Source organism: Halalkalibacter oceani (assembly GCF_023715605.1).
Lineage (GTDB): Bacteria > Bacillota > Bacilli > Bacillales > Bacillaceae_D > Halalkalibacter > Halalkalibacter oceani.
This window is the reverse complement of the sequence record NZ_JAMBOL010000012.1, coordinates 101,276-126,821: the sequence shown is the minus strand read 5'-3', so window position 1 is coordinate 126,821 and position 25,546 is coordinate 101,276. Positions and strand designations below refer to the sequence as shown.

Below are 25,546 nucleotides of genomic sequence, written 5' to 3'. Positions count from 1 at the left end.
CGCCCTTGATAAGCTCGAGTCAAACCATTGGCGTGTTTGTCAAGGGCGATTGCGTGGCCTTCCCACTAAATTCATGGAAAGAATCTGAACCATCTACCGACTTTTCATAGAACTTTTGACAGTACCTCATTCATATTTATTCATTTTTATTCGTATTGAACCGTATCCATTAGATCATCGATAATCGGCTCCTGATCCGTTTGCAATCCATCATACTTCCGAATGACGTTTCCTTCCGGATCAATCAGAAAGAAAGCTGTTGTATGACCAATATCACCGTCATCTAACGGCTGAACAGGTGAAGCGAACGCCGTCATCGACAGTTCGGTGATTTCTTCAACTTCATAGCCTGTGAGGAACTTCCACGTCTCCCCGTTGGCCCCGACATTTGTCGCATACGACTTCAGCAGCTCCGGCGTATCACGCTCCGGATCCACAGTAAAGGAGATATAGCCCATCTCGATTCCCTCCTCCTGCATCGCAGTCTGGAGGTTGCGCATATTCGGTGTCATCGTCGGACAAACCGATGGACAATGAGTAAAAATCAAATTTGCCAGCCAATACTGTCCCGTCAGCTGTTCTGTCCCGTAAGGCTTCCCGTCCTGATCGACAAAGTTAAATTCAGGCACGGCCAATCCGGCTTCGGCTATATCGAAGTCAGATGAACCGCCGCCACCAAGTTCATACATCCACCCACAACCGCTCAACACCACTACCAGACCCACGAACAGAAGTAATCGTTTCATCTCTCATATCCTCTCTTTGTATATCTTTATTTAAGGTTTTACAACCGGAACATCACTAATCGTCAGTTCGCCATCCTGCTGTTTTTCTTTGGAAAGCCACTGCTTAAACACATAACCGATTGTAAATCCGTACATCAGCTCCTGGGCGATTTTCATAAACACGCCGGCAAGCTGCTGGTCCATCCGCGGCTCAAGAAAGCGAAATGAGTCCGGCCCGGCAAAAACGTTAAGCGGCACCTCGGCACCAGCAGGCAGACAAAAAGCCATGACACTGGCCCAAATAGATGGATCGATGTACGTTTGATAAAGCGGCGCAGGGGCAAAAATAATTAAGGCACAGGCCGGCGTTATCAAAATACCATTCGCAAAAATATAACCGATCCGGCGCAAATCAGACAACGGAAACATATTCGGAAGCGGGGCAATCATATGCCACCACATGAGCGCCGCCGATAAAAACAGTCCGTACTCATAAAAGCTGTGCAAAATGGTGTTCTGCATCAATGTGTCGAACATAAACGGGACATGATACAAGGAAAACAACCCATTAAAGAGAAACAACGCGACGATCGGACTCCACACAAAGCGGGCAATTTGCTCGGTGGCCGGTGTTCTCCACCGTTCGATCAACGTCCGAAACATCCAGGACGGAATCCCCAATAAAAAAAGCGGGACAGCGACAAAGTAAGCAAGAACCATTTGTGCCATATGAAAGCTGATCATAATATGACCGGCAATATAAAGCGGACTGCCCCAGCCAAGATAGAGTGCGACTAAAGCCGAAACAAAATAGAAGCGCTGCTTCAGCGGTACGCGCTCACCGAGCGTAAAGGAGCGCCAACGGCTGATCAATAGAAAATAAAGAATGCCTATAGCAAACAGCGGAATGAACAATTCAGGTGTCCAAAGCGCGCGAAAACTAAACGTGTCAAACAGTATTTCCATTTCTAAAACCTCCTTTTATGGAGAATAAACAGGGAAGCCCGTCAATCTTCGCTGCTATCATACCATAGATACTGTATAAAAGTTTTGAACGAATCCTAACAATTTTATACATGCCGGCTTGCTTCTTCCATGAATGCTTTCGTTCATCCGGGGAATGTTAAAAGGGAACATGTCAAAAAGGAGCGATAATAATGAGCAAACGATCACGATCAAAACGGGCCATTCAACAGGGTAAAGACGCCGTCCAGCCCGCTAATGAAACAGAGGGCAAGCAGTCTCATCAAAACGAACGCAAAGGAGGGCCGCGTTAATGGGGAACCACCTTTACCAGGAAGCGCGTGAAGCCGTCGCCCGGGCTGAGCTTCTCGCGCTGGCCGCCGAAACCGACATCCAGCGGGAAGCGGTTCAAAAGGAATATAGTCGCGCGAAGCAGGCTCTTTCCTCCGCATTCGCTAATTCAACACCGGCTGAACAGGAGCAGCTGGCGAGCCTCCAGGAACAACTCCATCAGCTTGGAGATATTGAACAAAGCGAGTGACTGTAACGCGTGGACAAAAAATGGCAATGGCTTCACTCGCATGCTCACGGCTTAGGGGCTTGGCAAAAGTCGAAGTTGAGAAGAAAAAACATGGCAATGGCTCCGCACGTTGCTTCGAGAAGCCCACTCGTAGCAAGGCTTTCAAAATCAGGCAACGGCTACGCTCATTACGAAAAGGCTGCTGAAAAAGTGAAAATCGTACTTTTTCAGCAGCCTCTTAAATTCTACTACTCTCTCTCTTCCTTTTATGTTACGCTAACAGGAGAGCTTATTTCGGATGTTCTTTTTATAGGAGGAAAAGAGAGAATGGTAAAGGTGTATAAGGTCGAGAGTGGAGCAGGCGCTCACCTTCAGGAACGTGTGGCGGACTTACTTATGGGACAAATGGAGGCACTCGGCCCAAAGGATGCCTATTCACAACTTTTAACAACAATTGAGCTGGCATTGGCGCCCCATTCCCAGGCTCATATTTTCGTAGCGGAAAAAGAGGACACACTTGTCGGTGCCGCCTTTTTTAATGTCGGGCTGAGCATTGACAAAGGTGGCCATTATATTTGGCTGAACGATCTTTATGTCGATAAACAGCACCGCAATCAAGGGATTGCAAAGAAGCTGCTGCTTCATGTTATTTACTGGGCTGAACAACAAAAGATCAAGGGCATCGAGCTTGAAACCGGGATTAACAATGAAGCGACAAAAGCGCTCTACAACTCGCTCGGTTTTTACGACATTATTTCAAAGCGGTACGGATTTCGCTTTTAGGGGAAGCCGCCGGCAGCCTATATAAAATTGGAATAAGCGATCTGCGGGGACAAATGCCTGCGATCGCTTTTTTCTTGTCCTTCTTTTCAGCTCCCGCCCATTTCGCCGTAAACTGGGCATTTTGCTTCTTTTTTTTTCCTTTTCAACATATGATATAGCAACCTAATCAGCTAAGACATGAGGGAGTTAAAGGAGCGTGCATAAAATCATGAGAGATTCGTTTGTTGATGTGGAGTTTTCTGAGGTTTACATTGAGCTGAGCAAACAAGCCTTGCACCAATTTATCAAACGGATGATGAGTCAACATTATTCACTCTTCTGGCGCTATGATGCGAAAACCATTTATCTCATGATTGAGCTTAATGAGTCGATCCACGAACTCCCTTTTGTGCGAAATAGCGATTTCCTCACTCTTTCTGCTGATTGCCTTCACATTTATGATGATACTCTGGCCAACGCCCTCGAAAAGTTATTGCAACATGAAAAAGGCAATGGCATCGTCAAACGGGCAACAGAGGGTCCCCTCTATATTACGTCATACCAAGCCGGCGACATTGAATCTATGATTGAAATTGATGGGAGTGAAAAAGTCATGATGAACCGAAATGGATCCCTGATTCAGTACAAGGATGATGACAAGTCACTTGAACCGAAAACGTTAATTAATATGATGAACCTGGAGATTGATTATGTATTGATGGAACTGCATGAAGCGATACTCGAGTCGGATCAATGGCAAATTGATTCCCATAAGAAAAAACTGAAAAAACTGCTGTCGCGACGTGAACAGGTAGAACAGCTGCTTTAGTCGTCTTCTGGTTACTTCACTTATTTTTGCCGGATTTGCAAAAGGAGATTGTCTCAAACAAGAAGCCCGCCGTGCTCTTTTTTGAGACAGTCCCGAAGCAAAGGCTCCGTCCTCCACCTCGCACGCAGGACGGAGCCTCTGCCTTTCCTTGTTTGCCTGGCAATCAGGCCGGATAAAAAATCACCAGCGTCAGCTCGCAATCCTCTTCCTCGCTTTCGTTACAATAGTCATGCTCTTCATCCGCGACAAAGTGAATGCCATCACCCTCGTTCAGCTGATAACGCTCCCCTCTCACCTCAAGCGACAGGCTTCCTTTTTGAACAACGATATATTCCTCAACGCCGTCCCGATGTGCTTCGGCACCGTACGTCGCCCCGGGCTTCAGGCTGACTGTAAACAGCTCAAATGGCTTCCGGTCCTCTTTCGGAAAGATCGGATAAACGTTAAAATGGCCATCCTGTTCGGTAATCGGCTCCACGTCATCAGCGCGAACGATTTTCACAGACGGCTGTTGTTCCTCAAGAAAAGCCGTAAATGAAACATTTAATCCGTTCGCGATCTTCCAGAGCGTACTTACAGTCGGGTTTGATTCCCCCCTTTCAATTTGGCCAAGCATCGGTTTACTGACCTGACAATGCTGAGCCAATGTGTCGAGGCTCCATCCCCGTTGCTGACGCATGTTCTTGAGGCGCTTTCCGATCAGAAAAGATAGCTGTTCTTTATCCATAAAATTTCTCCTTGTTAAAATGTATAACATAACATACAATCATATTATATAACGTACAACGATCGATGATCTAGCTTAAATTGTAGCACGCTTTTAGGAGGATTGAACGAAAAGATGGAAAGTATCACGCTTGAAAAACAAAAAACTCCGTTTACCCAAGGGCTTCTGGCAGGATCAAGCATTGCCATCGGCTATATTCCTGCCGCCCTGACATTCGGTTTGCTCGCCAAAAGCACCGGCCTCGCTTTTTGGGAAACGCTTGCGATGAGCTTGTTTGTCTATGCAGGCGCCGCCCAATACATGGCCTTAAACCTACTGGCGATCGGGACGGGCGCTTTTGAAATCATTTTTACAACTTTTATCGTCAACATCCGCCATCTGTTAATGAGCGCCTCTGTCCGAGAACGAGTCGAGGAGGACCGGCCGCTTATTAAGGCGCTTTATTCGTTTGGCATTACAGATGAAGTGTTCGCAGTCACGACGACGCAGGAAGGAACGGTCAAAACCGGCTTTGTCATCGGTGTCTCGCTGATTGCTTACGCCAGTTGGACCGTCCATTCCGCCGTCGGCTATGTAGTCGGCGCGATTCTTCCGGCCTCGCTGCAGCAAAGCATGAGCATAGCCCTTTACGCGATGTTCATTGCCCTGCTCGTTCCTTCATTAAAAAAGCAGCGGAAAATCGTCGTTTTGGCCGCCAGCGCCGCTCTGTTCAACAGCATTTTTTCCCTCTTCCTGCCAAGCGGCTGGTCGATTATCGCCGCGACGCTGCTTTCGGCAGCCGGAATCGAGTGGGTATCCGGTAAAGGAGGGAGACAGCAATGAGCACGACGATGCTGATGATTATCGCCGGGATGGCCCTCGTCACCTATATTCCACGGATGCTCCCGCTCGTCTTTCTAAACGTCGAAAGCATTCCGCCGTGGCTGCAGGCAACCTTGCGCAATGTTCCTTACGCCGCACTAGGAGCGCTGATCTTTCCCGGTATTTTCTATATTCACGATAACATCTGGTACGGCATTATCGGCGGCGCCTCCGCTTTTGTCATCGCTTATTTAGGTGCCAATTTAATCATCGTCGTCATGAGCAGCATCGGCATTTTGATGCTATTGACGATGGTGCTATAACGCATTCCAAAGCTGTACCGTCTCACTCGCCACAAGCCCGTTGTGAGAAACTGTTGAAAAAGTTCGATTTTCACTTTTTCAGCAGTTTTTTCGTAATGAGCGTAGCCGTTGCCTGATTTTGAAAGCCTTGCTACGAGTAGGTTTCTCCAAGAAAGGCGTGCAACGTGCGGAGCCATTACTCTTCTTCGAGTTACGAAAAAGTTCGATTTTCACTTTTTCAGCAACCTCTCCATAACGGGCTTTATCAAAAACGTGACGGTTCCCCTTCCCTACATCGCTATAAAACATTCCCATAAGGCTTTAACCCGCTCGGCGAAATTCCGCCCCCCTTAAGATTTCTTTTCACCCCTATTTCTTTGCATCCTTGTTAATTTCTTTTCCCAGGGTCACCATCCCTTTCTTTCTGGCGTTGAAAAAGATACAATGAAAGAATGGAAATTTTTCTTAAGTAGGTGAGCGGGATATGGAGCAATCATTGTTTAAAGGCGAAGCAGGTGCCTTCGCGGCGATTGAGCAGGATATTATTCATACATATAAACTGATCACGTCCTCGCGCTATATAACGAATCGGCACCTGGAACAAATTTCAGCTGACGCTAAAAAACGGCTCTCCCACGTTGAGAGCGAGGATGACTGGCTCTATCTGTTAACTTATATGCGTGGCATTTATACATTAGCTGAGCGCGCCGCAACATACGAGGAATACGAACGGCGTTTTCACTATTTCTTTCAGGCGATGTCCGATGAGCTTCTCGCCGGCCGGGAGAAAATGCAGCTTACAGGGGCCTTTCGTCCTTTCCTTGAACAGCTGCTCTTTCTCGTCGTCTATCACGCGGAAGAAGCGGAAGCACCATGGCCTCCGCTGCTGTTTCAGCTGCTAAAAAACATGGAAGCATCCTATATCGAGCCGATCTTTACGTTTTTATCCGAATCCGTTGACCGCTCGCGCTGTTCGCGCCCGCTCAGCTTGGCATACAGCTATGCCGCACTCCTTGCCGGAGATGAAAAAGCGGCGCTGTCGATTTTGCGCGCGCAGCGTCATCCTTATTTAGATCAGGAATTAAGAAGCCATTTCGAGCTGTTGAAGCAGCGTTCAAAATGGCAGACGATGAAAGAATGGGTCGATGCTTTATTTCCTCATAAACATCAGGGGACATTCGGCTCACTCCAGCCTTTTATCGATGAAATGAAAACGACTCTTCCTGCTAATAAGAAAGAGTTTGATGCCGTCTGGAACCGTTGGCTCCTGTCGCCAAGCTACCAGCGCTTTCTGACATTCAGCAAGCATTACCGGGATGATGAGCTGGAAGAACTGCTTAACCGTTTGTTGCCCGAGCTGAAACGGAGACTGCATCAGGTCGAGGCGGCGAAAACATTCGAAAAGCTCCTTCTGACCACAAAGAGGTATCCGCTCGCTGCTGATTATTTTTTAAAGCATGAACGCGATCCGTTGCGGATGCGGCCGGAAAAGGTTGAGCTGCTTGAAGCGCTGCGCCGTGATGCTCCGGCCTATGCAAAGCCGGTTTATCATCAGCTCGTCATCCGTCTGATCGAAAAGAAATCACGCCTTCATTATGAACAGGCGGCCGTCCTGCTTAAAGAGTTGAAGGGCATTTACGAGCAGGACGAAACCCTTTTTCGATTTGCTGATTACTTGACGAAATTAAAGAAAATGTATCGCACGTATCGTGCGTTTATCGAGGAGTTGAAACGCATTGGCCTCTAATCTTATCGTCCATGGCGGCTGGCTTGATCAATCCTTTTTCATCTGGGGTGAGGAACCACCACGTTCCCGCTTTGATCAAGTCGTTAATTTTCAATATCCTTTTATGTATCCACCCTTTGAATTGAAGCTTACCCTTTTTCGCTATGACCAGGCTTCTTTTTTCGGGACGTTTATCGAGAGTGAAAAAGCGGTGATTGATGTTCCGCTCGATTCGCGCAGCTACAGCTCGTTAGCCGGAACGATCACTGTCTATCAGGCGCAGGAACAGATGACCCACTATTCCTTCCCGATCGAAGGGCTTATCTTTCCGGTTGAAGGCCTCGTTGCGCATTTGGCGACATTTTCAAGCTGGTATGACGACGAGGACATTGAGCTGGCGCCTGACTTAAAAAGCTGGCTCGCCATTTTTGCGGCGATTCAGACAGAAATTATCAATGGCGCATTTACACCGGCAGCATCCGGACAATGGACGCTATCCTCCTTTCCTTTTGATGAATGGTTTGAGAGCCTGCCCTTGTCAGCACGCTCGATTCGACCGAACACGTCATTTATTCAAAAAGGAGGGCATGCGCCACTATCAGTCGATTCCTTCCGGCAGCTTGTCACAGCAGTCGCTGATGAGATGATCCGCTCCTTCTTTCATGAAGAGGAAGTTCGTCACGCCTATCAGTCTTGGGTGCAAACGGTTGAGCCGAAATGGCGGACAGCGGTGGCTCACCTTACGCAAAGAGGAAAAATCGACAGTCCACTTTCCAGTGAAGTCTTTCAACAGGAAATCGGCGCTTTGCAGGCCAGGCCATTTCGTTCCGGTCTTGTTCTGAAAGAGCCCGCTACCTCTACTGGAATGTGGCAGCTCTCCCTGTGCATGGTTGACAGAAAGCATCCATCGCTTTTGGTCGACATGGAGCAGCTCCAGCTCGGGGAACATCCGTGGAGAGAAAATCCGATCGCTCAATTAAAACAGGACTTAAAAAAAGCCCAAACCCAATTGCCGCTACTCAAGGAGCTTCGATTGTCGTCCCCGGTTCTTTCGTTAACGGCCGAGCAGGCATATGAGCTGTTTACCGAGCAGGATGAACAGCTTAGCGCCAGCGGCTTTCATCTCATTGTGCCGAAATGGATGACCACGAAGAAAAAACCGAAAGTCAAGCTGGCGGTGACTCATCCACTTAACCGTGAGGCGAAAAGCGAGCCGCTGCTCGATTGGCAAAGTGTTGCTTCGTTCACTTATGAGCTGGCGATTGGCGATCAGGCAATTAGTCCGCAGGAATTCCATGAATTCGTTGACGGTCAGCGTCCCTTTCTTTACGCCAATGGAGAATGGATCGCCTGGGACCGCTCCTTAGCTGAGCAGCTGCGCACTTATTTGCAGCGGATTGAAGAGGAAGCGTCCTTTTTGGAAGCATGGCGGGATGACCAGCTGGCCGAAGAAGAAAGCGAATCGTTTGAGCTTGATATTTCTTGGGGGAATCAGCTGACATCGGCGCTGAAGGAGCTGTATTCGGCTACACCTTCTTTAATTGATCTACCGGAGCAGTTTACCGGGGAACTCCGTCCTTATCAGCACGAAGGCGTTTCATGGCTCGCTCATTTGCGACGCACCGGCTTTGGCGGCTGCCTTGCCGATGATATGGGACTTGGAAAGTCGATTCAAACGATTGTCTACATTCTTTATGTTCTTGAGGAGCAGCGCAAAGCGCAGCAGGAAGAAAAACCTTTTTTACTCATTTGCCCTACTTCTCTTCTCTATAACTGGGTTCAGGAATGTAAGCAGTTTGCTCCTACTCTCCGGCTGTTCGTCCATCACGGCAAAACGAGGCTTACAGAGGAACAATGCCGGCAGGCCGGCAGCTGGGATCTCGTGCTGACTTCCTATCAGCTGGCCGTACGCGATCATGAGCTGTTGCACGGCATTTCCTGGAATGGGCTGATTTTAGATGAAGCTCAGCACATTAAAAATGTCGATACGAAACAGCGGCGCGTCATCAAGGAGATTAAAGCGACCCATCGCATTGCGCTGACCGGCACCCCGATTGAAAACCGGCTGCGCGAACTGTGGTCACTGCTTGATGTGTTAAATCCAGGCTACCTCGGCACGTATCAGGATTTCCAGGCTTCCTTTATGCGGCCGATTGAAAAAGAGCAGGACGAGGAACAGCTCGCCAAGCTGCAAAAGCTGATCCATCCGCTTATCCTCAGACGAAAGAAATCGGACGAAGCCTTGCAGCTTGGACTGCCTGAGAAAAAAGAGCATATTCACCGCGTCCATCTTTCGGTTGAGCAAGCGGCGCTTTACCAGGCAGTCGTCGACGATATCGTCGGGAAGCTGGATGAAGTCAGCGCCCTCGAGCGACGGGCCTTAATTTTGCGCAGCTTAACGAAGCTCAAGCAAATTTGCAACCACCCGGCTCACTTTCTAAAGGAGACGACGCTCCGGGATCATCAGTCAGGAAAGTGGCAAACATTGCTCGAGCTGACCGATCAGATGGTTGAACGCCGGCAAAAGGTGCTGCTGTTTTCGCAATACAAAGAAATGGGTATGCTAATGACGGAAGCTCTTGAGGAGCGCTACAAGGAAACGGTTCCTTTTTTGCACGGCAGCTTGACGCGGGCAAAGCGTCAGCAGGCGATCGAACGTTTCCAATCAGACAATGACTGTCATTTCTTCGTTCTCTCGCTCAAGGCCGGAGGAGTCGGGTTGAACTTAACAGCCGCTACCCATGTCATTCACTATGACCGCTGGTGGAATCCGGCTGTCGAGAATCAGGCGACAGACAGAGCTTACCGGATCGGGCAAACGAAGGATGTCACCGTTCATAAGCTGATGACAGTCGGCACGCTTGAGGAACGGATTGACCGGATGCTGACACAAAAGCAGGCCTTGGCCGATCATATTCTCGCCGCAGGTGAACAGCCGATTACCGAATTGACGAACGAAGAAATCATCGATCTGATCCAATTGACTCGCTAACAGAAAGGAGGTTACTATGAAAAAGCTTGAAGAACCTTTCTTCACCTACTGGTACGGGGAATCTTCCGCCCCGGAACGTGGGAAAGCAGACCGATCCTCAGAGGAAACGAAGCAGGAAGACAATGAGTACACCCGGCTGAAAAAGAAAATCCAGCAGGAAGCAATCAAAAGATGGAAGAAGCAGGACAAAGCTAATTCGTGATAGGAGCGGCTACACGCACTCCTTTGCCGTTGCTGAAGCCGTCTCAAAAGGAAAGCCCGTCCTTTTGAGACGGTTTTTTTTATTTTTCTCCCGATAACAAATTTACTCAAATGAAACGGTGTATTACTCCACCTCAACCTTCACTTCCTGTCGAAAAACTTCGCCTTCTGGCAGCGGCTCATTGTCAACCGCTGCGACCAGCAGTTCTGCTTCCAGCGTATAGGTTCCGGTGGGAAGCTCTGCTGTGTTAATTTGCTCGCGGAAGGTCTTTTTTTCATTCGGGGAAAATTCCTCATACGTGATCGCCATCATGAAGACGCGATCATCAGAAAAGCGGTAGACCTCGTTTCTGTGCGCGTCACGCAAAATCAATTCATAGCGCTGGCCGGAGGAGAAGGCGAGAGTATGATCGCTTTCATCCTCGTTTACGACCTGCAGTTCGACTTGAATAGTCTCCCCTGCCTGATTCGTCTGAAGCTCCATAAGCCAGTTGGCAGGCATTGCCTCTTCACCTCGCTTTTCGTCTGCTGTTTCGCTTTCCTCAATGGCCCTATCTTCCCCGAGTCCGCAAGCTGTCAGCACGAGCAGCAGCATAATCAGCCATGTTTTCACCTGCTCCCCGCCTCCTTTACTCCTTGCGGAACAAACCGAAAATCCCGGCTGTTTCCACAATATTCGTAAAGGCTTGCGGATCGACTTCCTGAAGGACATGCTTCAGCTCGTATAATTCATAACGGGTAATGACAATCATCAACATTTCTTTATCATCAGCCATAAAGCCACCCTTCGCCGGAAGTCTTGTCAGGCCCCGCGTCAGCCGGTCGTGGATCGCTTTTTTAAGCTCCTCCGCTTTCGTCGTGACGATCATGGCCGTCAGCTTCACATGACGCGTATGAATCGCATCAATGACCCTTGATGTTACATATAAGGTGACAAGCGTGTAAAGGGCTTTCTCCGGATTAAATAAAAACCCCGAAGTGATGACGATGAACCCGTTGATCACAAAGAAATAAATCCCTACCGGCCGGTCGCTCACCCTTGATAAAATCAAGGCGATAATATCGACCCCGCCTGATGAAGCCCCCCATTTCAGCGTGATCCCGGCTCCGATTGCCGCGATCACCCCGCCAAAGACAGCATTTAACAGAATATCCGGCGAAAATTCATAAACCGGTAAGAGCTCGAGAAACAATGTCGTCAGTGCGACATTAATAAAGCTGTAGAGCGTAAAGCTTTTCCCGATCTTCAGCCAGCCGACAATCGCGACAGGAATATTCAGGACAAATAACAAGATCCCCGTCGAAACAGGCAGCACCGAAGCCAACAGCTGAGCAATCCCTGTAAAGCCGCTGGCAAATACGTTTGCCGGAATGAGAAAAAAGTTAAGGGACGCTGCTAAAAAGAGCGCACCGATCGTCACAATAATCAGCTTCTGAATTTCTTGCATCCATTGAATTGACTTCATTTATGACGATACCTTTCTGCCGAGAAGATGCTCTTCGCACCAGCTAACCGATTTAAGGACGGCTGTTCTCGTAACCTTATGAGGCGTATTCGCCTCGGCGGAAAAATGAAGATGATCGGGCTTGTCCTGATAGCTCGCTGCGATGGTCTCGTGCAGCTTTTCAGAAAAAAGAAACGGGATAACCTGGTCTTCCGTCCCGTGCCAGATGAACAATGGACGACCCGCCAGCTTATCAAGCTGCTGCGACAGATCAAAAGGGCGTATTTGTGAAAGCACCCGCTGCTTTAACTCTGTGTCAAGCAGTTCCCCATCCTGCTCAAGCATCGCGATCTGCGCTTTCGCATACGTCTCATAATAAGCGGTGCCCATGAAAGAAACGGCGGTCTGAATCCATGGATAGGCGGCGAGCGCGCCATACATTGTAATCGCCCCCATCGATGTTCCGATCACGCCGAGACGATTTGCATCGACGCTTCCTTCAGCCACTAAAGCGTCCTTCATCTGCTCAAGCTCCTTAATCGAGGTCAGCACAATCTCCCAAAAGGCGAGATCCCGCTCCCTTCCGAAAAGACGCCCCTCTCTTTCTCCATGATGGAGCGCGTCAGGAAGTAAGACACGAAAGCCCTTTTCAGCCAGAAGATAGGCGACATGAAGATTGTGTTCTTTCGCGCTTGTGTAGCCGTGCAAAAAGAAAACAGCCGGCGCCCCCTGGTCTTCCAATTTAGCTTTCACGACGTCGAGCACCGGAATATGTGCTATATTTCTATTGCGAATAATAACCATTCTATCCACTCCATCCTTCCAGTCTTTTTCCTTATTATAGCATTCCCATAATCGGATTACATACTTCGCCGAAATCATAAAGAGCCCGAGACAAAAGGTTCTGATTCTCCCCTTTCGTCCCGGGCTTAAGCAGCGATGGAAAACGTCATCCGGAACAAAGCCTTCCATCGCTGCGATGTGTTTTATCGCAAACATGGCTTTCGCCACAGCCTACAGCTGTTTTAGTCAACTATGACTGTTGTTGCTGCTGCTTTTCATTATAATACTGGACACTTGTCATCGCGCCTTCATTGACCATTTTATTATCGGCATAGTCATGTGGATGAGAGTGCCCAAGCTTTGTTTGTTTTTCCTGTTTTGTGTTTTCGGCCGTTCGACCGGTTAGTTTTGAATAGGTTTCAAGGGCTGCTCGTTTGGCTTTTTCTCTCGTGTCAGGATTACGCAAAAGCACTGTCGCCGCGCCTGCCGCACTCGCTACCGCCGTTGCCATTAACGTTTTTTTCATTGCCATGACCATCTCCACCTTTCCTTAGTTAGGTTACCTATTACATTCCCCTCCGCAAGGAATGGTAAACCTTTTCTTATAATTCCAGCAAAGTAGCACATCCTATACGTGTAGAAAGAAGGTGAACGATGACGATGGCCACAACGGGAGACAATAACAAAAAGAAGCAGGATTCCAATGCCCGTAATCAGCAAAAAAATGAACAGGCAGCGGAAAATGCCCGCCACGGAAAACATAGCTATTCGAAAAAAAGTGATCATCTCTGATCACTTTTTTTCCTCTTCTTCATCCTCAGGCAAAAGCTCAGCCTGCTGTTCGCCAAAGCCGCGAAGATGATGATCCCAATAGGCGATTCTTTCAATCACCTGATCCTGATCGGCAATAAACCAGATTGAGCCATTTTCGACATCATACACGATAATTTGCTTGCCATCCATTCGATCACGAACGTACTGATTGCCGTACAGCCGGTACACATCGCGAAGCTCGTCCCCTACCTGCACCCCTTTCGAAGTCGGAAACCGGTCCGATGAGACGAATAAATAGCTGACTCTATCATCCTGTATCTCGACCTGCAGCTCAGGAACTTCCTCCGTCCGTTCATATCCGTAGCGGTCCTTATACGTATAAGGAACCATCTCACCGATAAAGCCGTTCAGCTCGGCAGCCTGACCAAATCCTGTGTTCCAGTGCACATCAGGATAAAGCCCGGACACTTTTTGCCGCGAATCACCGACGACCAGCCCGGCAATTTCCATAAAAGCAGGCGTATTCACTTGCAGAATGTCATCGTTTTGATAGTAATACCCATCAAACCCAAGTCGAATCACGTCTTCGAGCCTGATCATTTCGCGGTTATTTTTCTCAACGAATGGAAGGTCACGCAAAAGGGGAACGGCTTCAAGCGGATTCATCTCCTGCTCCTCATCTTCCCCTTGCCCGCTGCGCGTTTCCTGCTGCCCGCTCCGTTTTTCACGCAGAAACTCGTTTATTTCCCGCGAAGTAAACGCCCATTCATCGTCGATAAAATGCAGATTCATTAAAATCGGACGCAATGGAACCAATAAACTGCCTGCTTCCTCTACTACCTCTCCCTGATAGCGTTGTTCTTGTCCATCTATGTAAAAATAAATCTTCTCAGCCGCCACACCCTTTGCGGCAAAGACAAGACAACAGAAAAGCATTATGATGCCGTATGTCACTTTCATCTTCATGATTGGCCCATCCTCCAGTCGTCACAACCTCTGAAAACCTATTACTAGTTTACTAGAAATAAAGCAAAAGCACACGTCCTAACTTTGACAAAATTCGTGCGTCCACAGGCGACGTAATACCTATGAACAAAGGATCAGAGAAGATTATCAGCGAGAAAGCCGTATAAGACAAGCAGGGAAGAAACGAGTTCTCCTGCTTGTCATGACATTCGGGCGGGTTTATGCCTTCCCTTACTTTTCCTTTTTCAATTCCTCCGGTGAACGGACAACCCATTCCGCGCCCGATACCGTTTCGCCTGTCCAGGCAAGCATTCCGCCAGCGTAATTTTTCACATTCGTAAAGCCTTGATTTTGCAAATAAAGAGCGACATTCTGACTTCTGTTTCCACTTCGGCAAACAAAGAGATAATCTTGATCTTTATCAAGATCAGGTGCGACAGCCGGAATCGTCTGCATAGGAATTAACGGCAGTCCTGGAATATGAGCTTCTTCATATTCATCCAGTTCGCGCACATCAATAATAATCGGACGGTCTTCCTGCTTTAACAGCTCTTTTAATTCTTCCGGTTCCACTTGAATGATCCCATCTTGTTCAAATGCCATCATTACCACTCCTCGATCTGTTTTTTCTTCCTCTTCCACGATACAAATCCGCTTCCGCGATGTCAATTCGTCGGCTTGCTGCGCAGTCTCCATAAGCGATACGTATGGGAGACAATCACCTTGCCTACAGCATAGGTCGGTACGGCGAGCAATAAACCGAGCAAGCCGGCAAAACGGCTCGCCACAAGCAATAAGAGGATGATCGTCAACGGATGGATATCAAGCTTTCTTCCCATTATTTGCGGTGAAATTAAATTGCTCTCAATTTGCTGGACAATCACGACGACGATCACGACCCATAATGCCATAAACGGCGAATCAATGAAGCCGACAACGACGCCGGGAAAGGTGCCGATCCACGGACCGACAAAAGGAATGACATTCGTAAACATCGCCACGAGAGCCAGGACGAGCGGATAGTCGAGCCCGATAATCAAGTAGCCGATATAGACGAGCACACCGACACAGAAGCTGACGATAATTTGTCCCTGGATATAGGAGCTTAGCGCCTCATCCATGTCGTGCAGCACACGGCGTCCTTCCTGCTGCTGCTTCGTCGGGAAAAATTTGAGCACCTGCTTCGGCGCTTTATCCCCCTCCTTCAGCATATAAAACAGGACAAACGGAATGATAATGAGAATGATCACGACATTGGCGATAAAGCCGATAAAGCTGGCAATATTTGAGCCGACAGTCGAAACGATCCGATTCAAGTAATCGGCAAGCTGGGACGTAATCTCCTCAAATGTGACCGTCTCTCCCGGCTGGAAACGGGCAATGTATTCATTTTCCTGTAAATTGATGAACATATCCCGGATCTCATTAATGAAGATTGGCGCGTTTCGCACTAAACTGTTAAACTGCTTCTGCAATTCCGGTCCGACAAGCAGGATTAACGCAGTCAACAACGCGATCGCACATAAATACAACGCCAAAATGGCCAGGCTGCGCGGCATCCAGCGTGACAAAAAGTTGACAAACGGCCGCAGCAGATAGAACAACACCCCCGCCAAAATAATCGGAGCAAACAATGTTTGCACGAGAACAACAATCGGTTGAAAAATCCAATCGACTAATGTTCCCAAATAGATGATTAGAAAAATAAGCGCAATTCCATAACCGATACGGAATGCTTTCGATTGTGGCATAAGCAAAATCCCTTCCTGTTGACAGTTTTTTTCATTATACCATCTTCACCCCCATCCTACCCCTTTTATGTCCAGAAGAAACCGTCTCGGTCACAAGCCCGACGTTTAAAGCGGGAAATGAAGGGTATCTACTTTATACAATCCTTATTTAGGAGGGAGAACGATGGCTAATAGAAGAAACGTTGACGTCGAAGAACGTCATGTGGAGAAAAAAGAAAACAATAGTATGGTCATGGCGACTTTTATTAAATATGCAGCCTATTTGATTATCTTTTTCGGGATTATCTGGTTTTTGATTGAGTATGTTTTTCCAATGTTTTAACCATTTCTCCCCGTCCCCCCTAGCTGGAAGGTCCCACATGTCGGACTTTCCGGCATTTATTTTGTCAATACGGAGCGGACTAGGTCTAAATTCAGGATTGAATTTCAACCTGAATGTTGTAGAATTTAACTGATAGGACTTATCCTACATACTGCCGTAAGAGGAAAGCTCACTATCCTCTGTGTGGAAAATCGTTCACACACGATGTAAAAGGGGGAAGAATAATGAAAAAGCAATGGATGGTGCTCTTTGCCAGTTTCCTACTTCTCGCGCTCGCTGCGTGTGGACAAGGAACAACATCACCAGAAGAGCCCGAGCCGGCTCCTGATAACATTGAATTAGAAGAAAATGAAGACCTATCAGGAGAAGAAACACCTGCAGATGAAGAAGAACCAGTAACAGATGAAACACCTGATCAATCCGAAACTCCAGACGGTGAAGCTCAGGACAACAGCGTCCCTGTGGAGCTCGTTTTCTCCGACGATCAGGTCATGGATATGTTTAGAGTAGAACGGCAAATCGAAGCGGCAGAAGATGAAGTTTTTGTCGCTACCCTGCAAGAATGGGTTGCCGGTCCGACCGAAGATGAGGAAGGGCTTGTATCCTTAATCCCTGACAATGTCGAAGTACAGTCCGTCGAAGAAGTTGAAGGTGTCGCTCATGTTTCTTTCTCCGCTGAACTGCTGGACGCGCAGGCCGGATCTGGCACGGAAGAAATGATTCTTCAGCAAGTGGCCATGATTATGAAGCAATTCGGCTTTAACGAAACGCAAATTTTAATCGATGGGGAAAGCCATCCGGAACTGTTTGGTCACGTTGATACAAGCGTACCAATCGTCGCCGACAGTCTTGAAGACTACGAAAAAGTCGAATAAGAAAACCTCGCAGCAGCTTTTCTTAGAAGCGGCGTACGAATAATACTTTTTTTTAGAAAGAAGAGCCCTGGTTAAAAGGTTGAACTCACCTTTTGACCAGGGCTTTACGCGGTAAGCGAAGTCTGCGCCTGCTGTATAGAAGCCCTCTATTTTTCTATCTTTTTTGACTATTCCATTTTTTTATTGTTATACTTGACGTGATGTTTATTTACAAAGGAGGATGATCTGTTTGGCACAACCTAAATATGTTCTGGATATTGACAAAATCAAGGAAATTCCAGCATCAGAACGGGCGAAGCTAAAAGAAATCACAGAAAAATTTGTTTTTCGCGTCAATGAATATTATCTCGGTTTAATTGATTGGAATAATCCGAACGATCCCATTAGAAAGTTGGTTATCCCCAACGAAGGCGAATTAGAGGAATATGGGCGTTGGGATGCTTCTGATGAAGATACGAACTACGTCGTTCCCGGCTGTCAGCACAAATATGAAACAACCGCTTTGCTCATTTGTTCAGAAGTATGTGGGGCTTATTGCCGCTACTGCTTCCGCAAGCGGCTTTTTCGCAATGATGTCAAAGAAGCGATGTCCGATGTCAAGCCCGGTCTTGACTACATTGCCAACACATCTTCGATTAACAATGTGCTCCTGACAGGGGGCGACCCATTGATTCTCGCCACAAAAAAGCTGCGGATGATTATCGAACAGCTCCGTCAGATCGAGCATGTAAAGATTATCCGCATCGGCTCAAAGCTGCCGGTTTTTAACCCGATGAGAATCTACGAGGACGAGGCCTTGCTTGACCTCATCCGGCAGTACTCCACAGCTGAAAACCGCATTTATATTATGGCCCACATCAATCACCCGGTAGAAATTACGAAAGAAGCAAAGCAAGCATTTGATGCCTTGCACGACGCTGGCGCGATTGTCGTCAATCAAACTCCCGTTTTAAAAGGGATCAATGACGACCCGGACGTGCTGGCCGAATTGCTGGACAAGCTTTCATGGGCCGGGGTGACACCTTATTACTTCTTTATCAACCGCCCTGTCGCCGGCAATAACGATTTTGTTCTCACCTTGAAAGAGGCTTACCAGATTGTCGAAGCGGCCAAAGCGAAAACGTCCGGTTTAGGCAAACGCGTCCGCCTGTCGATGAGTCACACCTCCGGTAAAATTGAGATTTTGGCGATTGAAGATGGCAAGGCTTATTTAAAATATCATCAGTCACGTGACAATAACTATGGGAAGTTTATGGTTCTCGACTGCCCGGATGAGGCAGCCTGGTTCGATGATTTGCCAGGCAATGAACAATACTGGAGTCCACCAAAGAAAAAAACAGATCAAGTCATCTCTGTCAACGAGCTGCCCGAGATGCCGCAAAAGCGTAAAAAGAAGCGCAGTTCCGCGGCTATTTCTTAACAATTCCATGAATTGCGCTGCCATGTTAATAACCTTTTTCTTCATGATTCACTCTAGGAAGACAACGTTCGACATGATACACTAAAAAAAAACGCGTAGCGGCTTTTCTTTAGAAGTGGAGTGAAGAACGGTTGAAATGGATGACACTTTTTGGCATGCTCTGTTTTCTTTGTGCCTGTCAAACTACGGAATCCGCAGTGGATTTACAGATCGAAAATCAAAATAGCCATTTGGATGTCGAATTTGAAACGATTGAAACCGGGGACTGGGACGGGCAGCAAGGATTCTTTATCACGATCAGTGTGACTTCCGTAATGGAACAGTATCAGGCTGATGAATTTTCTTATGCCCTTGATTCGCTGTTGACAGATGAAAACGGCGCAACATATGAAGCACTCCATAGCGAAACCCTTCCACTGGAAAACGAAACAGAACAGGTCAAGGTGCGCCAATTTTACACACCGGAGCTGCCGGATGATCTTAGCCATCTCGATATTACAGTATTTGCCAAGCCTCTTTACTATAAAAGAGAGCTTGTTATTCCCGAAATGACAGATGGCACAACAAACCGGTTTGTCAATGATCTTCTCATCAACAAGGCCGAAACGGATGGCAGGCGTCTCATGATTGAAATTAGCGATATTCAGCCGATCAGCGGACTGAGCCTGTCGTTAATTCAGGATAACGAAGAAATCTATCCGGTCTTCTCGACGACGAATTATCTTGAAGATACCAATCAGCTTATCGCAAGCTATGACTTCGCCACCCCACTGCCGGACTTATTCACCTTAAAACTCACCCGCTTGCACCTCGAGGAACAAATTTGGAAGCTGCCGCTGACGATTCCAGTGGGATAGCGCCACTCAGAGGCTTATTACCTTTTGTCACAGCCTTTAAGCAATGAACGGAACCGCCACGATCTTTTAAAGCCCGTTGTGAGAAACCCACTCACAACGGGCTTGTGGCGTGTGAAGCCATTGCCAGTAGGTCCAAAGCTGGTTTTGTCTCAAGCTCTTTTTGGTTTAGCAACCTCGCTACCGGGATTGGACACGCTTTCCGCAGACGGCGATGCTTGTTTTTGCTGCATGAATCTGAAAAACCTACATAGATGAAAATACCGCATCTATAGAGGGTAAGCCCTTTCATATCCCTAATAAAATCAGATCTAATGATTTAATAAATTTCCATATAACTCATATTTTAAGCTATATTTGGTTGTTTTTCCAATTAAGGAATGCTATGCTCCATAAAGGAGTGAGAGCTCGTAATGGGTAAGAAATTTTTTGTGTGTATTTTCATCTTTTTATGTTTCTTTGGCATTTATCAGGTTTTGGGAGCAACAGAGGAAGTAAACAATGACTTAAGAAAAGACATGATTGAGTATATGGAGGTGTTAAAAAATAATAAAGATACTTTAGATGATTTCAGCCTGGAAACTCTTGAAGCATACGAATCATTAAGTACGAAAGAAAAAAATGAGTTCTTAGATTCAATCGCTGATCCAAAAGCGACTGAGGCTTTATTATTTGGTGATGAGGAAGAACGTAAGAAATATCGTATCGAAGTTGAGGAAAAAATTAGTTTCGACCTAGATGAATCTACTATTCTACCGTTTAGTGATATGACAGAAACTAGAACCACCGTTATGGTAAGGGCTGGGGTGCCTGTAACACATTTAGAAATAACTTTAAGTTACAATTACAGCAACGGGAGGGTTAACCACACTAATTGGGTCGAAGGTTCCCAAACTAATAATGATATTACAACGTCATATGAACTTTACAACAATGAAGATTATATAAGAAACGGTTACGCTTATGGTAGCTTATATTACAATGTTTATACAACACAGTTCCCTACAATAAGCGCAGCTCATAGACAGCAAATTCGCATTGACACATCAAATAACTCTTATCTTTCATGGATAAGATTATAATAGCAAAGAAGAGAATAGAGTGAGAATCCGAATTATCTTCAGCTAATGGCGGAAAAGGTTAGGCTCGAGGTAATTTTACAGGAACAGCCCCCCAGATGACGTCTTCCTTTGCGTTAATAAGTCTTAAGTAAGGAGGGGGTAGACTTGCTTAGAAAAATCATCGTCAATTTGTTTTGTTTCGCAATTATTCTCTATATCGCCTCTGGAATCCTGAATACCTTTGCAGGCAGACCGGACATTGAGCTACAGGTTAAGGATGACGCTTTTGTGATCTCATCCTCAAAACAAGGAGGCCAATGGGCAATTGATGACATTACCACGCTCGATATTAGGAATCAATTACCAAATTCCATTTCGAAGATTGAGGGCACATCAATTTGGAATTCTCGTATCGGGCAGGATCAAGTTTCAACAATAGATGGCAAAGAGGATTACCATGTCATATTTTTCTTGTCCGAAGACAGCTCGCCATTTATCACGATCGAACTGACGAGCCAAACGTTGATTTTTCTAAATCAGGATTCGGAGGCAGAGACGTTAGAATGGTACAATGAACTGCGCAAAGCAATGAACGATACAGCTTCATAACCAGGCCAGGGGAAAAGCTTGATTTCACCTTTCCCCCTGGCTCTTTATTCTTAGTTACGGCTTGACGACAGCCCGCTTCGTCAGCATTCGCATCACGCTGATCAGCCCAAATGATAAAAGCAGGCTGATGATCATGCCGACGGCTGGAGAAATGTCGGTTACCGGCAGAAAATCAAACTGCTGCTGTCCGACCCTGCCCCATACAAAGTCAAAAATCGAAATAATGACAATCCCGATCGCGATAAAAACGAGACCGATGAGCCAATGAAACAGATAAAAGCCCGCGCTGATCAGCCAGCCGACGAAATAAAAGACGATCAGCTGGAAGAAAGCCATCACAAACGTCATCCCGAGGCTTTCTTCGCTTAGTCCCCAGCCGAAGAATATTCGCTCTGCTCCATGAAGAAGGCCGGTGACAATCACGAGAAAGACACTTAACAGCACAGCCGCAGCGGCCACCCCGCTAAAATAATCACGCCGCGTGACCCCGTTTGAGACAAAATAGGTTAGCAATCCACCCATTGATAAGATTCCGAGCACGAGCATATAAATCCGATTTGCCTGCATCGCGCCCTGTAAAAGCGACCACTCCCATTCCCCAGTCGGATTCGCCGCGAATACCGCGACGCCAATGATCGCAAGGATGCAAAAGGCAAGATACCAGACCGTCCACGTCAAATACATGGAAAAAATGCCACGCATCACTTTTTTCGCTTTCTGATTCATTCCTCTTCCTCTCCTTCCGTCAAGTGAATAAACAGCTCCTGTAAGGCAATTGGTCCGATTTCCAAGCCATTTTGGATCGCCTGCTTCCGCTCTTCTGTTGTAAGCTTTTCATAAATCATCGCTGATTTTGTCCCGCCAAGGCTTTGCTGCTTCAGCACGTTCCGGCCGGCGATGAACGTTTCCACAACCTCTTTCGCCCCTGTTACCGTCGCTCCTTGCTCCAGCAATTCATCCGTTTTTTCATGAAGCAGCAGCGAGCCGTCCTTTATTACGAGCACTTCCTCAAACAGCGAATCCATTTCGGAAATTAAATGCGTCGACAAAATGATCGTCCGCGGGTGCTCCATATAATCCCGCAGCACTTCTTCATAAAAGCGCTCACGAGCAGGGGCATCGAGACCTAAATAAGCTTCATCAAAAATCGTAATCGGGCAACGGCTTGCCAAACCAATTGTAATGCCGAGCGCCGCCTGCATCCCGCGCGATAGTTTGTCGACTCGCTGCGTGAGCGGCAGTTTAAACCGTTGCGCCAGATGCTCGGCATACTGCTGATCGAACAGCGGCCTCAGCTTGGCAACATCCTTCAGCCATTTGGCGACCGTATCCGTTTCATATTCACGCTTTTCTTCACGGACAAAAACCACACTTTCCATAATGCCGGCATTTTCATACGCGTCGACTCCATCGACCATCATTCGTCCGGAAGTCGGCTTTTGAAAGGCGGCGAGCAGCGACAATAAAGAGGTTTTCCCAGCTCCATTACGTCCTAACAGCCCGTATATTTTTCCACCTTCCAGCTCAAAGGAAATATCGTTCAAAACGGTTTTCTTTCCAAACTGAAGCGTCACATGCTCTGCTTGAATCCTTTTCGTCATCACTATTCATCCCCTTCTTCAACGGATTGAATCATCGCCTGAACCTCTGCGATGGAAATGCCAAGCTTTCTTGCTTCCTGAACCGTTCTCCATACATATTCGTCTTTAAATCTTTGTCGGCGTTCCTCCAGCAGCTTGCTTCGCGCTCCTTTTGCAACAAACATCCCAATCCCTCTTTTCTTGTATAAAATTCCTTCATCGACGAGCTGATTAATCCCTTTTAAGACGGTCGCCGGATTGATTTGATAATGAGCGACTAACTGATTCGTAGATGGCGCTTTTTCTTCTTCCTGAAGCTGACCAGCTACTATCTCCTCTTCAATCATTTCCCGGATTTGCTGAAAAATCGGCCGATTCTCATCTAAGGATGACCGCACATTGGTTCACCACCTTTACGTTACATGGTTAGTTAGTTATGTAATTAACCATATAACAGTTACACCTTTACTGTCAATAGGAGAAAGAAAAAATAGGTGAACGTCATTAGGATTGTTCCTCATTTTTTGGTAAACTAGTGAGAAGTAAAGTTCGTTTAAGAGAATAGAGGGATTGTCAAAATGAAAACCGTCGTCACGACGTTGAATGCGAAATACATCCATACATGCTTAGCCCTGCGTTGTTTAAAGGCATACGCCGAACCGGATTTCCCGGTCGAAATCGTAGAGTATACGATCAAGGACCCGACTTTGTCGATTGTGGCCGACCTCTATGAGCGTAAGCCGGACGTGATTGGGTTCAGCTGTTATATTTGGAATATCGAAGAAACGATCAAAGTCATTAATCAGCTGAAAAAAGTGCTGCCGAAAACAAAAATCGTGTTGGGCGGTCCCGAGGTTTCCTACGATTCGAGAGAATGGATGGACACATTGCCCGCCGTCGATTTTATCGTCATCGGCGAAGGGGAAGAGACATTTAAGCAGTTTTTAGAGGAGCTGTCGACAACAGAAAAATATCACCTCGTTTTCGGACTTGCCTACCGCAAGCAGGATGAAGTGATCATCACCGCTCCGCGTCCTAAGTTAAAGCTCGGCGATCTCCCGTCTCCTTATCGCTTTACCGAGGATTTGCCTGCTCTCGGCCAGCGTGTCACTTACTTTGAAACGAGTCGCGGCTGTCCGTACAGCTGCCAATTTTGTCTATCCTCGATCGAAGTCGGTGTTCGTTATTTTAATATCGAACAGGTCAAGGCTGATCTTCTTTTTTTAATTGAAAACGGAGCGAAATTAATTAAATTCGTTGACCGGACATTTAACATTAAACGCGATTATGCCTTGGAGATATTCCGCTTTCTGATTGACAACCATCAGGACTGCGTCTTTCAATTTGAAATTACCGCTGACATTATGCGGCCGGAAGTATTGGCGTTTTTAAATGAGCATGCGCCGAAGGGCATTTTCCGCTTTGAAATCGGAGTGCAGTCGACGAATGACGCGACGAACGAGCTCGTCCAGCGCCGGCAAAACTTTGAAAAGCTGACACGGACAGTGAAAATGGTCAAGAACGGCGGTAAAATTGACCAGCATCTCGATTTAATCGCCGGTTTACCGGAGGAGGATTATAGCAGCTTTAGACGGACGTTTAATGATGTCTTCGCCTTACGTCCTGAGGAATTGCAATTAGGGTTCCTGAAAATGCTGCGCGGGACAGGTTTGAGGCTGAGGGCAAAGGATCATGATTATCTTTACATGGACAATGCCCCTTATGAAATTCTCGGCAATAATGTGCTGAGCTTTGACGAAATTGTCCGGATTAAGCGGGTCGAGGACGTCCTTGAAAAGTATTGGAACGATCATCGGATGGATCGGACAATCGAATACTTAGTTGAAAAGGAATTCGATTCCCCGTTCGATTTTTTCCAGGCATTCGGCGATTACTGGGACAAGCAAGGGTGGTCACGGATCGGTCATCAGCTTGAGGATTTATTTCGCCGGCTTGATCAATTTCTGTCAACGATCACGACAAAAACTCCGCCCGCTGTCATTCGCGCGCTGATGATGGTCGACTTTTTTGAAAACCATAAACATAAGCCGCGTAAAACATGGTGGACGTTCTCCCTCTCAAAGGAGGAGCAGGGGCGTTATATCAAGCTGCTCGCCACAGAGCCGACGCTCGTCTCCGATTCCTTCGCCGCTTTGCAGCTGAGCGAAAAGGAGCTGCACAAGCATACGATGATCGAACGGATTCCATTTTCACTTCCGGCGAAAAAAGATGGCGGATATCGTGAGCAGGAAAGCCTGCTTCTCGCCTACTTTGATCCGAAAGGGATGAAAGCAAACGTCTATACCGTACCGTTTGAAACTCTTTTAGCGGGTACGGAGAGTCGATACAAAGAGGGATAGTCACAATTTCAGAGAGGCTGGGCAAAAGGTTATTTCCCCTTGTGCCTAGCCTCTTTCTTACGATTCATTTGAAGGAGAGAACAAATATTTTGCCTCATGAAGGGATATCCCGCTCCTGAAACCGACTTCGCTACGTTAGTTCTTTGGTCGACAGTCAGGTAAAACAATAGTTATGCCCAGCCCAATGTTAGGATGTTT

General features: G+C 47.0%; 29 protein-coding genes. 16 read left to right on the top strand and 13 right to left on the bottom strand.

The features are described from left to right. Window positions 1–146: 146 nt before the first annotated feature. On the bottom strand, window positions 147–746 hold the full coding sequence (locus M3202_RS13925) for an SCO family protein (RefSeq protein ID WP_251223939.1): 600 nt from the start codon (window positions 744–746) through the stop codon (window positions 147–149). Window positions 747–776: 30 nt separating this feature from the next. Continuing rightward, window positions 777–1,691 carry a cytochrome c oxidase assembly factor CtaG gene (gene ctaG / locus M3202_RS13920; RefSeq protein WP_251223938.1) on the bottom strand — a complete coding sequence of 305 codons (915 nt, stop codon included), beginning with the start codon at window positions 1,689–1,691 and terminating at the stop codon, window positions 777–779. A 310-nt stretch (window positions 1,692–2,001) separates the two neighbouring features. Between ctaG and M3202_RS13915 the strand changes: the two genes are divergently transcribed. The 3 genes from M3202_RS13915 to M3202_RS13905 all read left to right on the top strand — a co-directional run bounded on the left by M3202_RS13915 (window position 2,002) and on the right by M3202_RS13905 (window position 3,799). Further along, complete coding sequence (locus tag M3202_RS13915) at window positions 2,002–2,229, top strand: DUF3813 domain-containing protein (RefSeq protein ID WP_251223937.1); 228 nt, start codon at window positions 2,002–2,004, stop codon at window positions 2,227–2,229. A gap of 306 nt (window positions 2,230–2,535) precedes the next feature. Beyond that, window positions 2,536–2,991 (top strand): GNAT family N-acetyltransferase, encoded by a 456-nt coding sequence (locus tag M3202_RS13910; RefSeq protein WP_251223936.1) that lies wholly within the window; start codon window positions 2,536–2,538, stop codon window positions 2,989–2,991. A 208-nt stretch (window positions 2,992–3,199) separates the two neighbouring features. Beyond that, on the top strand, window positions 3,200–3,799 hold the full coding sequence (locus tag M3202_RS13905) for a YkzI domain-containing protein (RefSeq protein ID WP_251223935.1): 600 nt from the start codon (window positions 3,200–3,202) through the stop codon (window positions 3,797–3,799). A gap of 163 nt (window positions 3,800–3,962) precedes the next feature. On the opposite strand, the gene M3202_RS13900 is transcribed toward M3202_RS13905, so the two are convergent. Continuing rightward, window positions 3,963–4,526 (bottom strand): helix-turn-helix domain-containing protein, encoded by a 564-nt coding sequence (locus M3202_RS13900; protein WP_251223934.1) that lies wholly within the window; start codon window positions 4,524–4,526, stop codon window positions 3,963–3,965. A gap of 114 nt (window positions 4,527–4,640) precedes the next feature. On the opposite strand from M3202_RS13900, the gene M3202_RS13895 reads away from it, so the two are divergent. From M3202_RS13895 to M3202_RS13875, 5 genes are all read left to right on the top strand, one after another. Next, the gene (locus M3202_RS13895; RefSeq protein WP_251223933.1) at window positions 4,641–5,348 is read left to right on the top strand and encodes an AzlC family ABC transporter permease; all 708 of its coding nucleotides are present in this window, start codon (window positions 4,641–4,643) and stop codon (window positions 5,346–5,348) included. After that, a complete protein-coding gene (locus M3202_RS13890; protein ID WP_251223932.1) occupies window positions 5,345–5,650 on the top strand; it encodes an AzlD domain-containing protein in 306 nt (101 codons plus the stop codon). The genes M3202_RS13895 and M3202_RS13890 overlap by 4 nt, the downstream gene beginning before the upstream one ends. 463 nt (window positions 5,651–6,113) lie before the next feature. Beyond that, a complete protein-coding gene (locus M3202_RS13885; protein WP_251223931.1) occupies window positions 6,114–7,376 on the top strand; it encodes a hypothetical protein in 1,263 nt (420 codons plus the stop codon). Next, on the top strand, window positions 7,366–10,347 hold the full coding sequence (locus M3202_RS13880; protein ID WP_251223930.1) for a DEAD/DEAH box helicase: 2,982 nt from the start codon (window positions 7,366–7,368) through the stop codon (window positions 10,345–10,347). Before M3202_RS13885 ends, M3202_RS13880 begins: the two co-directional genes overlap by 11 nt. Before the next feature lie 16 nt (window positions 10,348–10,363). Continuing rightward, window positions 10,364–10,549 carry a hypothetical protein gene (locus tag M3202_RS13875; protein ID WP_251223929.1) on the top strand — a complete coding sequence of 62 codons (186 nt, stop codon included), beginning with the start codon at window positions 10,364–10,366 and terminating at the stop codon, window positions 10,547–10,549. Between the two features lie 123 nt (window positions 10,550–10,672). Here the strand turns inward: M3202_RS13875 and M3202_RS13870 are convergent, their stop codons facing one another. The 4 genes from M3202_RS13870 to M3202_RS13855 all read right to left on the bottom strand — a co-directional run bounded on the left by M3202_RS13870 (window position 10,673) and on the right by M3202_RS13855 (window position 13,308). Beyond that, the gene (locus M3202_RS13870; RefSeq protein ID WP_251223928.1) at window positions 10,673–11,161 is read right to left on the bottom strand and encodes a BsuPI-related putative proteinase inhibitor; all 489 of its coding nucleotides are present in this window, start codon (window positions 11,159–11,161) and stop codon (window positions 10,673–10,675) included. Window positions 11,162–11,177: 16 nt separating this feature from the next. Then, window positions 11,178–12,014, bottom strand: a complete 837-nt coding sequence (locus M3202_RS13865) for a YitT family protein (RefSeq protein ID WP_251223927.1) — start codon at window positions 12,012–12,014, stop codon at window positions 11,178–11,180. Further along, window positions 12,015–12,797 (bottom strand): alpha/beta fold hydrolase, encoded by a 783-nt coding sequence (locus M3202_RS13860; protein ID WP_251223926.1) that lies wholly within the window; start codon window positions 12,795–12,797, stop codon window positions 12,015–12,017. A 229-nt stretch (window positions 12,798–13,026) separates the two neighbouring features. Then, a complete protein-coding gene (locus tag M3202_RS13855; RefSeq protein WP_251223925.1) occupies window positions 13,027–13,308 on the bottom strand; it encodes a YbyB family protein in 282 nt (93 codons plus the stop codon). A gap of 122 nt (window positions 13,309–13,430) precedes the next feature. On the opposite strand from M3202_RS13855, the gene M3202_RS13850 reads away from it, so the two are divergent. Beyond that, window positions 13,431–13,568, top strand: a complete 138-nt coding sequence (locus M3202_RS13850; RefSeq protein ID WP_390188855.1) for a DUF3941 domain-containing protein — start codon at window positions 13,431–13,433, stop codon at window positions 13,566–13,568. Here the strand turns inward: M3202_RS13850 and M3202_RS13845 are convergent, their stop codons facing one another. The 3 genes from M3202_RS13845 to M3202_RS13835 form a co-directional block, all read right to left on the bottom strand. Further along, window positions 13,569–14,516, bottom strand: coding sequence for a hypothetical protein (locus tag M3202_RS13845; protein WP_251223924.1), 948 nt, complete (start codon window positions 14,514–14,516; stop codon window positions 13,569–13,571). Window positions 14,517–14,747: 231 nt separating this feature from the next. Further along, a complete protein-coding gene (locus M3202_RS13840; RefSeq protein ID WP_251223923.1) occupies window positions 14,748–15,119 on the bottom strand; it encodes a rhodanese-like domain-containing protein in 372 nt (123 codons plus the stop codon). 62 nt (window positions 15,120–15,181) lie between these two features. Beyond that, a complete protein-coding gene (locus tag M3202_RS13835; protein ID WP_251223922.1) occupies window positions 15,182–16,267 on the bottom strand; it encodes an AI-2E family transporter in 1,086 nt (361 codons plus the stop codon). Window positions 16,268–16,430: 163 nt separating this feature from the next. Between M3202_RS13835 and M3202_RS13830 the strand changes: the two genes are divergently transcribed. The 6 genes from M3202_RS13830 to M3202_RS13805 all read left to right on the top strand — a co-directional run bounded on the left by M3202_RS13830 (window position 16,431) and on the right by M3202_RS13805 (window position 21,408). Beyond that, window positions 16,431–16,589, top strand: a complete 159-nt coding sequence (locus M3202_RS13830; RefSeq protein WP_251223921.1) for a hypothetical protein — start codon at window positions 16,431–16,433, stop codon at window positions 16,587–16,589. Between the two features lie 224 nt (window positions 16,590–16,813). After that, on the top strand, window positions 16,814–17,464 hold the full coding sequence (locus M3202_RS13825) for a GerMN domain-containing protein (RefSeq protein WP_251223920.1): 651 nt from the start codon (window positions 16,814–16,816) through the stop codon (window positions 17,462–17,464). Window positions 17,465–17,693: 229 nt separating this feature from the next. Continuing rightward, window positions 17,694–18,884, top strand: coding sequence for a KamA family radical SAM protein (locus tag M3202_RS13820; RefSeq protein ID WP_251223919.1), 1,191 nt, complete (start codon window positions 17,694–17,696; stop codon window positions 18,882–18,884). A 131-nt stretch (window positions 18,885–19,015) separates the two neighbouring features. Beyond that, a complete protein-coding gene (locus tag M3202_RS13815; protein WP_251223918.1) occupies window positions 19,016–19,741 on the top strand; it encodes a hypothetical protein in 726 nt (241 codons plus the stop codon). A 410-nt stretch (window positions 19,742–20,151) separates the two neighbouring features. Continuing rightward, the gene (locus tag M3202_RS13810) at window positions 20,152–20,820 is read left to right on the top strand and encodes a hypothetical protein (protein WP_251223917.1); all 669 of its coding nucleotides are present in this window, start codon (window positions 20,152–20,154) and stop codon (window positions 20,818–20,820) included. A gap of 144 nt (window positions 20,821–20,964) precedes the next feature. Continuing rightward, on the top strand, window positions 20,965–21,408 hold the full coding sequence (locus M3202_RS13805; protein WP_251223916.1) for a hypothetical protein: 444 nt from the start codon (window positions 20,965–20,967) through the stop codon (window positions 21,406–21,408). Window positions 21,409–21,462: 54 nt separating this feature from the next. Here M3202_RS13805 and M3202_RS13800 read toward each other — a convergent pair whose 3' ends face one another. From M3202_RS13800 to M3202_RS13790, 3 genes are read right to left on the bottom strand one after another with little or no spacing between them, the layout of a single operon-like run. After that, on the bottom strand, window positions 21,463–22,134 hold the full coding sequence (locus tag M3202_RS13800) for a hypothetical protein (protein WP_251223915.1): 672 nt from the start codon (window positions 22,132–22,134) through the stop codon (window positions 21,463–21,465). Then, window positions 22,131–23,009 carry an ATP-binding cassette domain-containing protein gene (locus M3202_RS13795; protein WP_251223914.1) on the bottom strand — a complete coding sequence of 293 codons (879 nt, stop codon included), beginning with the start codon at window positions 23,007–23,009 and terminating at the stop codon, window positions 22,131–22,133. The genes M3202_RS13800 and M3202_RS13795 overlap by 4 nt, the downstream gene beginning before the upstream one ends. 2 nt (window positions 23,010–23,011) lie before the next feature. Continuing rightward, window positions 23,012–23,386: a GntR family transcriptional regulator gene (locus tag M3202_RS13790; RefSeq protein ID WP_251223913.1), complete on the bottom strand. Its 375-nt coding sequence runs from the start codon at window positions 23,384–23,386 to the stop codon at window positions 23,012–23,014. A gap of 180 nt (window positions 23,387–23,566) precedes the next feature. Here M3202_RS13790 and M3202_RS13785 point away from each other — a divergent pair, with 180 nt between their 5' ends. Continuing rightward, a complete protein-coding gene (locus tag M3202_RS13785; protein WP_251223912.1) occupies window positions 23,567–25,348 on the top strand; it encodes a B12-binding domain-containing radical SAM protein in 1,782 nt (593 codons plus the stop codon). Window positions 25,349–25,546 lie beyond the last annotated feature (198 nt).

What these genes read in the sequence shown, in the direction of transcription:
- M3202_RS13925 (WP_251223939.1), bottom strand. Translation starts at nt 746, where the DNA reads ATGAAACGATTACTTCTGTTCGTGGGTCTGGTAGTGGTGTTGAGCGGT.
- ctaG (WP_251223938.1), bottom strand. Translation starts at nt 1,691, where the DNA reads ATGGAAATACTGTTTGACACGTTTAGTTTTCGCGCGCTTTGGACACCT.
- M3202_RS13915 (WP_251223937.1), top strand. Translation starts at nt 2,002, where the DNA reads ATGGGGAACCACCTTTACCAGGAAGCGCGTGAAGCCGTCGCCCGGGCT.
- M3202_RS13910 (WP_251223936.1), top strand. Translation starts at nt 2,536, where the DNA reads ATGGTAAAGGTGTATAAGGTCGAGAGTGGAGCAGGCGCTCACCTTCAG.
- M3202_RS13905 (WP_251223935.1), top strand. Translation starts at nt 3,200, where the DNA reads ATGAGAGATTCGTTTGTTGATGTGGAGTTTTCTGAGGTTTACATTGAG.
- M3202_RS13900 (WP_251223934.1), bottom strand. Translation starts at nt 4,526, where the DNA reads ATGGATAAAGAACAGCTATCTTTTCTGATCGGAAAGCGCCTCAAGAAC.
- M3202_RS13895 (WP_251223933.1), top strand. Translation starts at nt 4,641, where the DNA reads ATGGAAAGTATCACGCTTGAAAAACAAAAAACTCCGTTTACCCAAGGG.
- M3202_RS13890 (WP_251223932.1), top strand. Translation starts at nt 5,345, where the DNA reads ATGAGCACGACGATGCTGATGATTATCGCCGGGATGGCCCTCGTCACC.
- M3202_RS13885 (WP_251223931.1), top strand. Translation starts at nt 6,114, where the DNA reads ATGGAGCAATCATTGTTTAAAGGCGAAGCAGGTGCCTTCGCGGCGATT.
- M3202_RS13875 (WP_251223929.1), top strand. Translation starts at nt 10,364, where the DNA reads ATGAAAAAGCTTGAAGAACCTTTCTTCACCTACTGGTACGGGGAATCT.
- M3202_RS13865 (WP_251223927.1), bottom strand. Translation starts at nt 12,014, where the DNA reads ATGAAGTCAATTCAATGGATGCAAGAAATTCAGAAGCTGATTATTGTG.
- M3202_RS13860 (WP_251223926.1), bottom strand. Translation starts at nt 12,797, where the DNA reads ATGGTTATTATTCGCAATAGAAATATAGCACATATTCCGGTGCTCGAC.
- M3202_RS13855 (WP_251223925.1), bottom strand. Translation starts at nt 13,308, where the DNA reads ATGGCAATGAAAAAAACGTTAATGGCAACGGCGGTAGCGAGTGCGGCA.
- M3202_RS13850 (WP_390188855.1), top strand. Translation starts at nt 13,431, where the DNA reads ATGACGATGGCCACAACGGGAGACAATAACAAAAAGAAGCAGGATTCC.
- M3202_RS13845 (WP_251223924.1), bottom strand. Translation starts at nt 14,516, where the DNA reads ATGAAGATGAAAGTGACATACGGCATCATAATGCTTTTCTGTTGTCTT.
- M3202_RS13840 (WP_251223923.1), bottom strand. Translation starts at nt 15,119, where the DNA reads ATGGCATTTGAACAAGATGGGATCATTCAAGTGGAACCGGAAGAATTA.
- M3202_RS13835 (WP_251223922.1), bottom strand. Translation starts at nt 16,267, where the DNA reads ATGCCACAATCGAAAGCATTCCGTATCGGTTATGGAATTGCGCTTATT.
- M3202_RS13830 (WP_251223921.1), top strand. Translation starts at nt 16,431, where the DNA reads ATGGCTAATAGAAGAAACGTTGACGTCGAAGAACGTCATGTGGAGAAA.
- M3202_RS13825 (WP_251223920.1), top strand. Translation starts at nt 16,814, where the DNA reads ATGAAAAAGCAATGGATGGTGCTCTTTGCCAGTTTCCTACTTCTCGCG.
- M3202_RS13810 (WP_251223917.1), top strand. Translation starts at nt 20,152, where the DNA reads ATGGGTAAGAAATTTTTTGTGTGTATTTTCATCTTTTTATGTTTCTTT.
- M3202_RS13800 (WP_251223915.1), bottom strand. Translation starts at nt 22,134, where the DNA reads ATGAATCAGAAAGCGAAAAAAGTGATGCGTGGCATTTTTTCCATGTAT.
- M3202_RS13795 (WP_251223914.1), bottom strand. Translation starts at nt 23,009, where the DNA reads ATGACGAAAAGGATTCAAGCAGAGCATGTGACGCTTCAGTTTGGAAAG.
- M3202_RS13785 (WP_251223912.1), top strand. Translation starts at nt 23,567, where the DNA reads ATGAAAACCGTCGTCACGACGTTGAATGCGAAATACATCCATACATGC.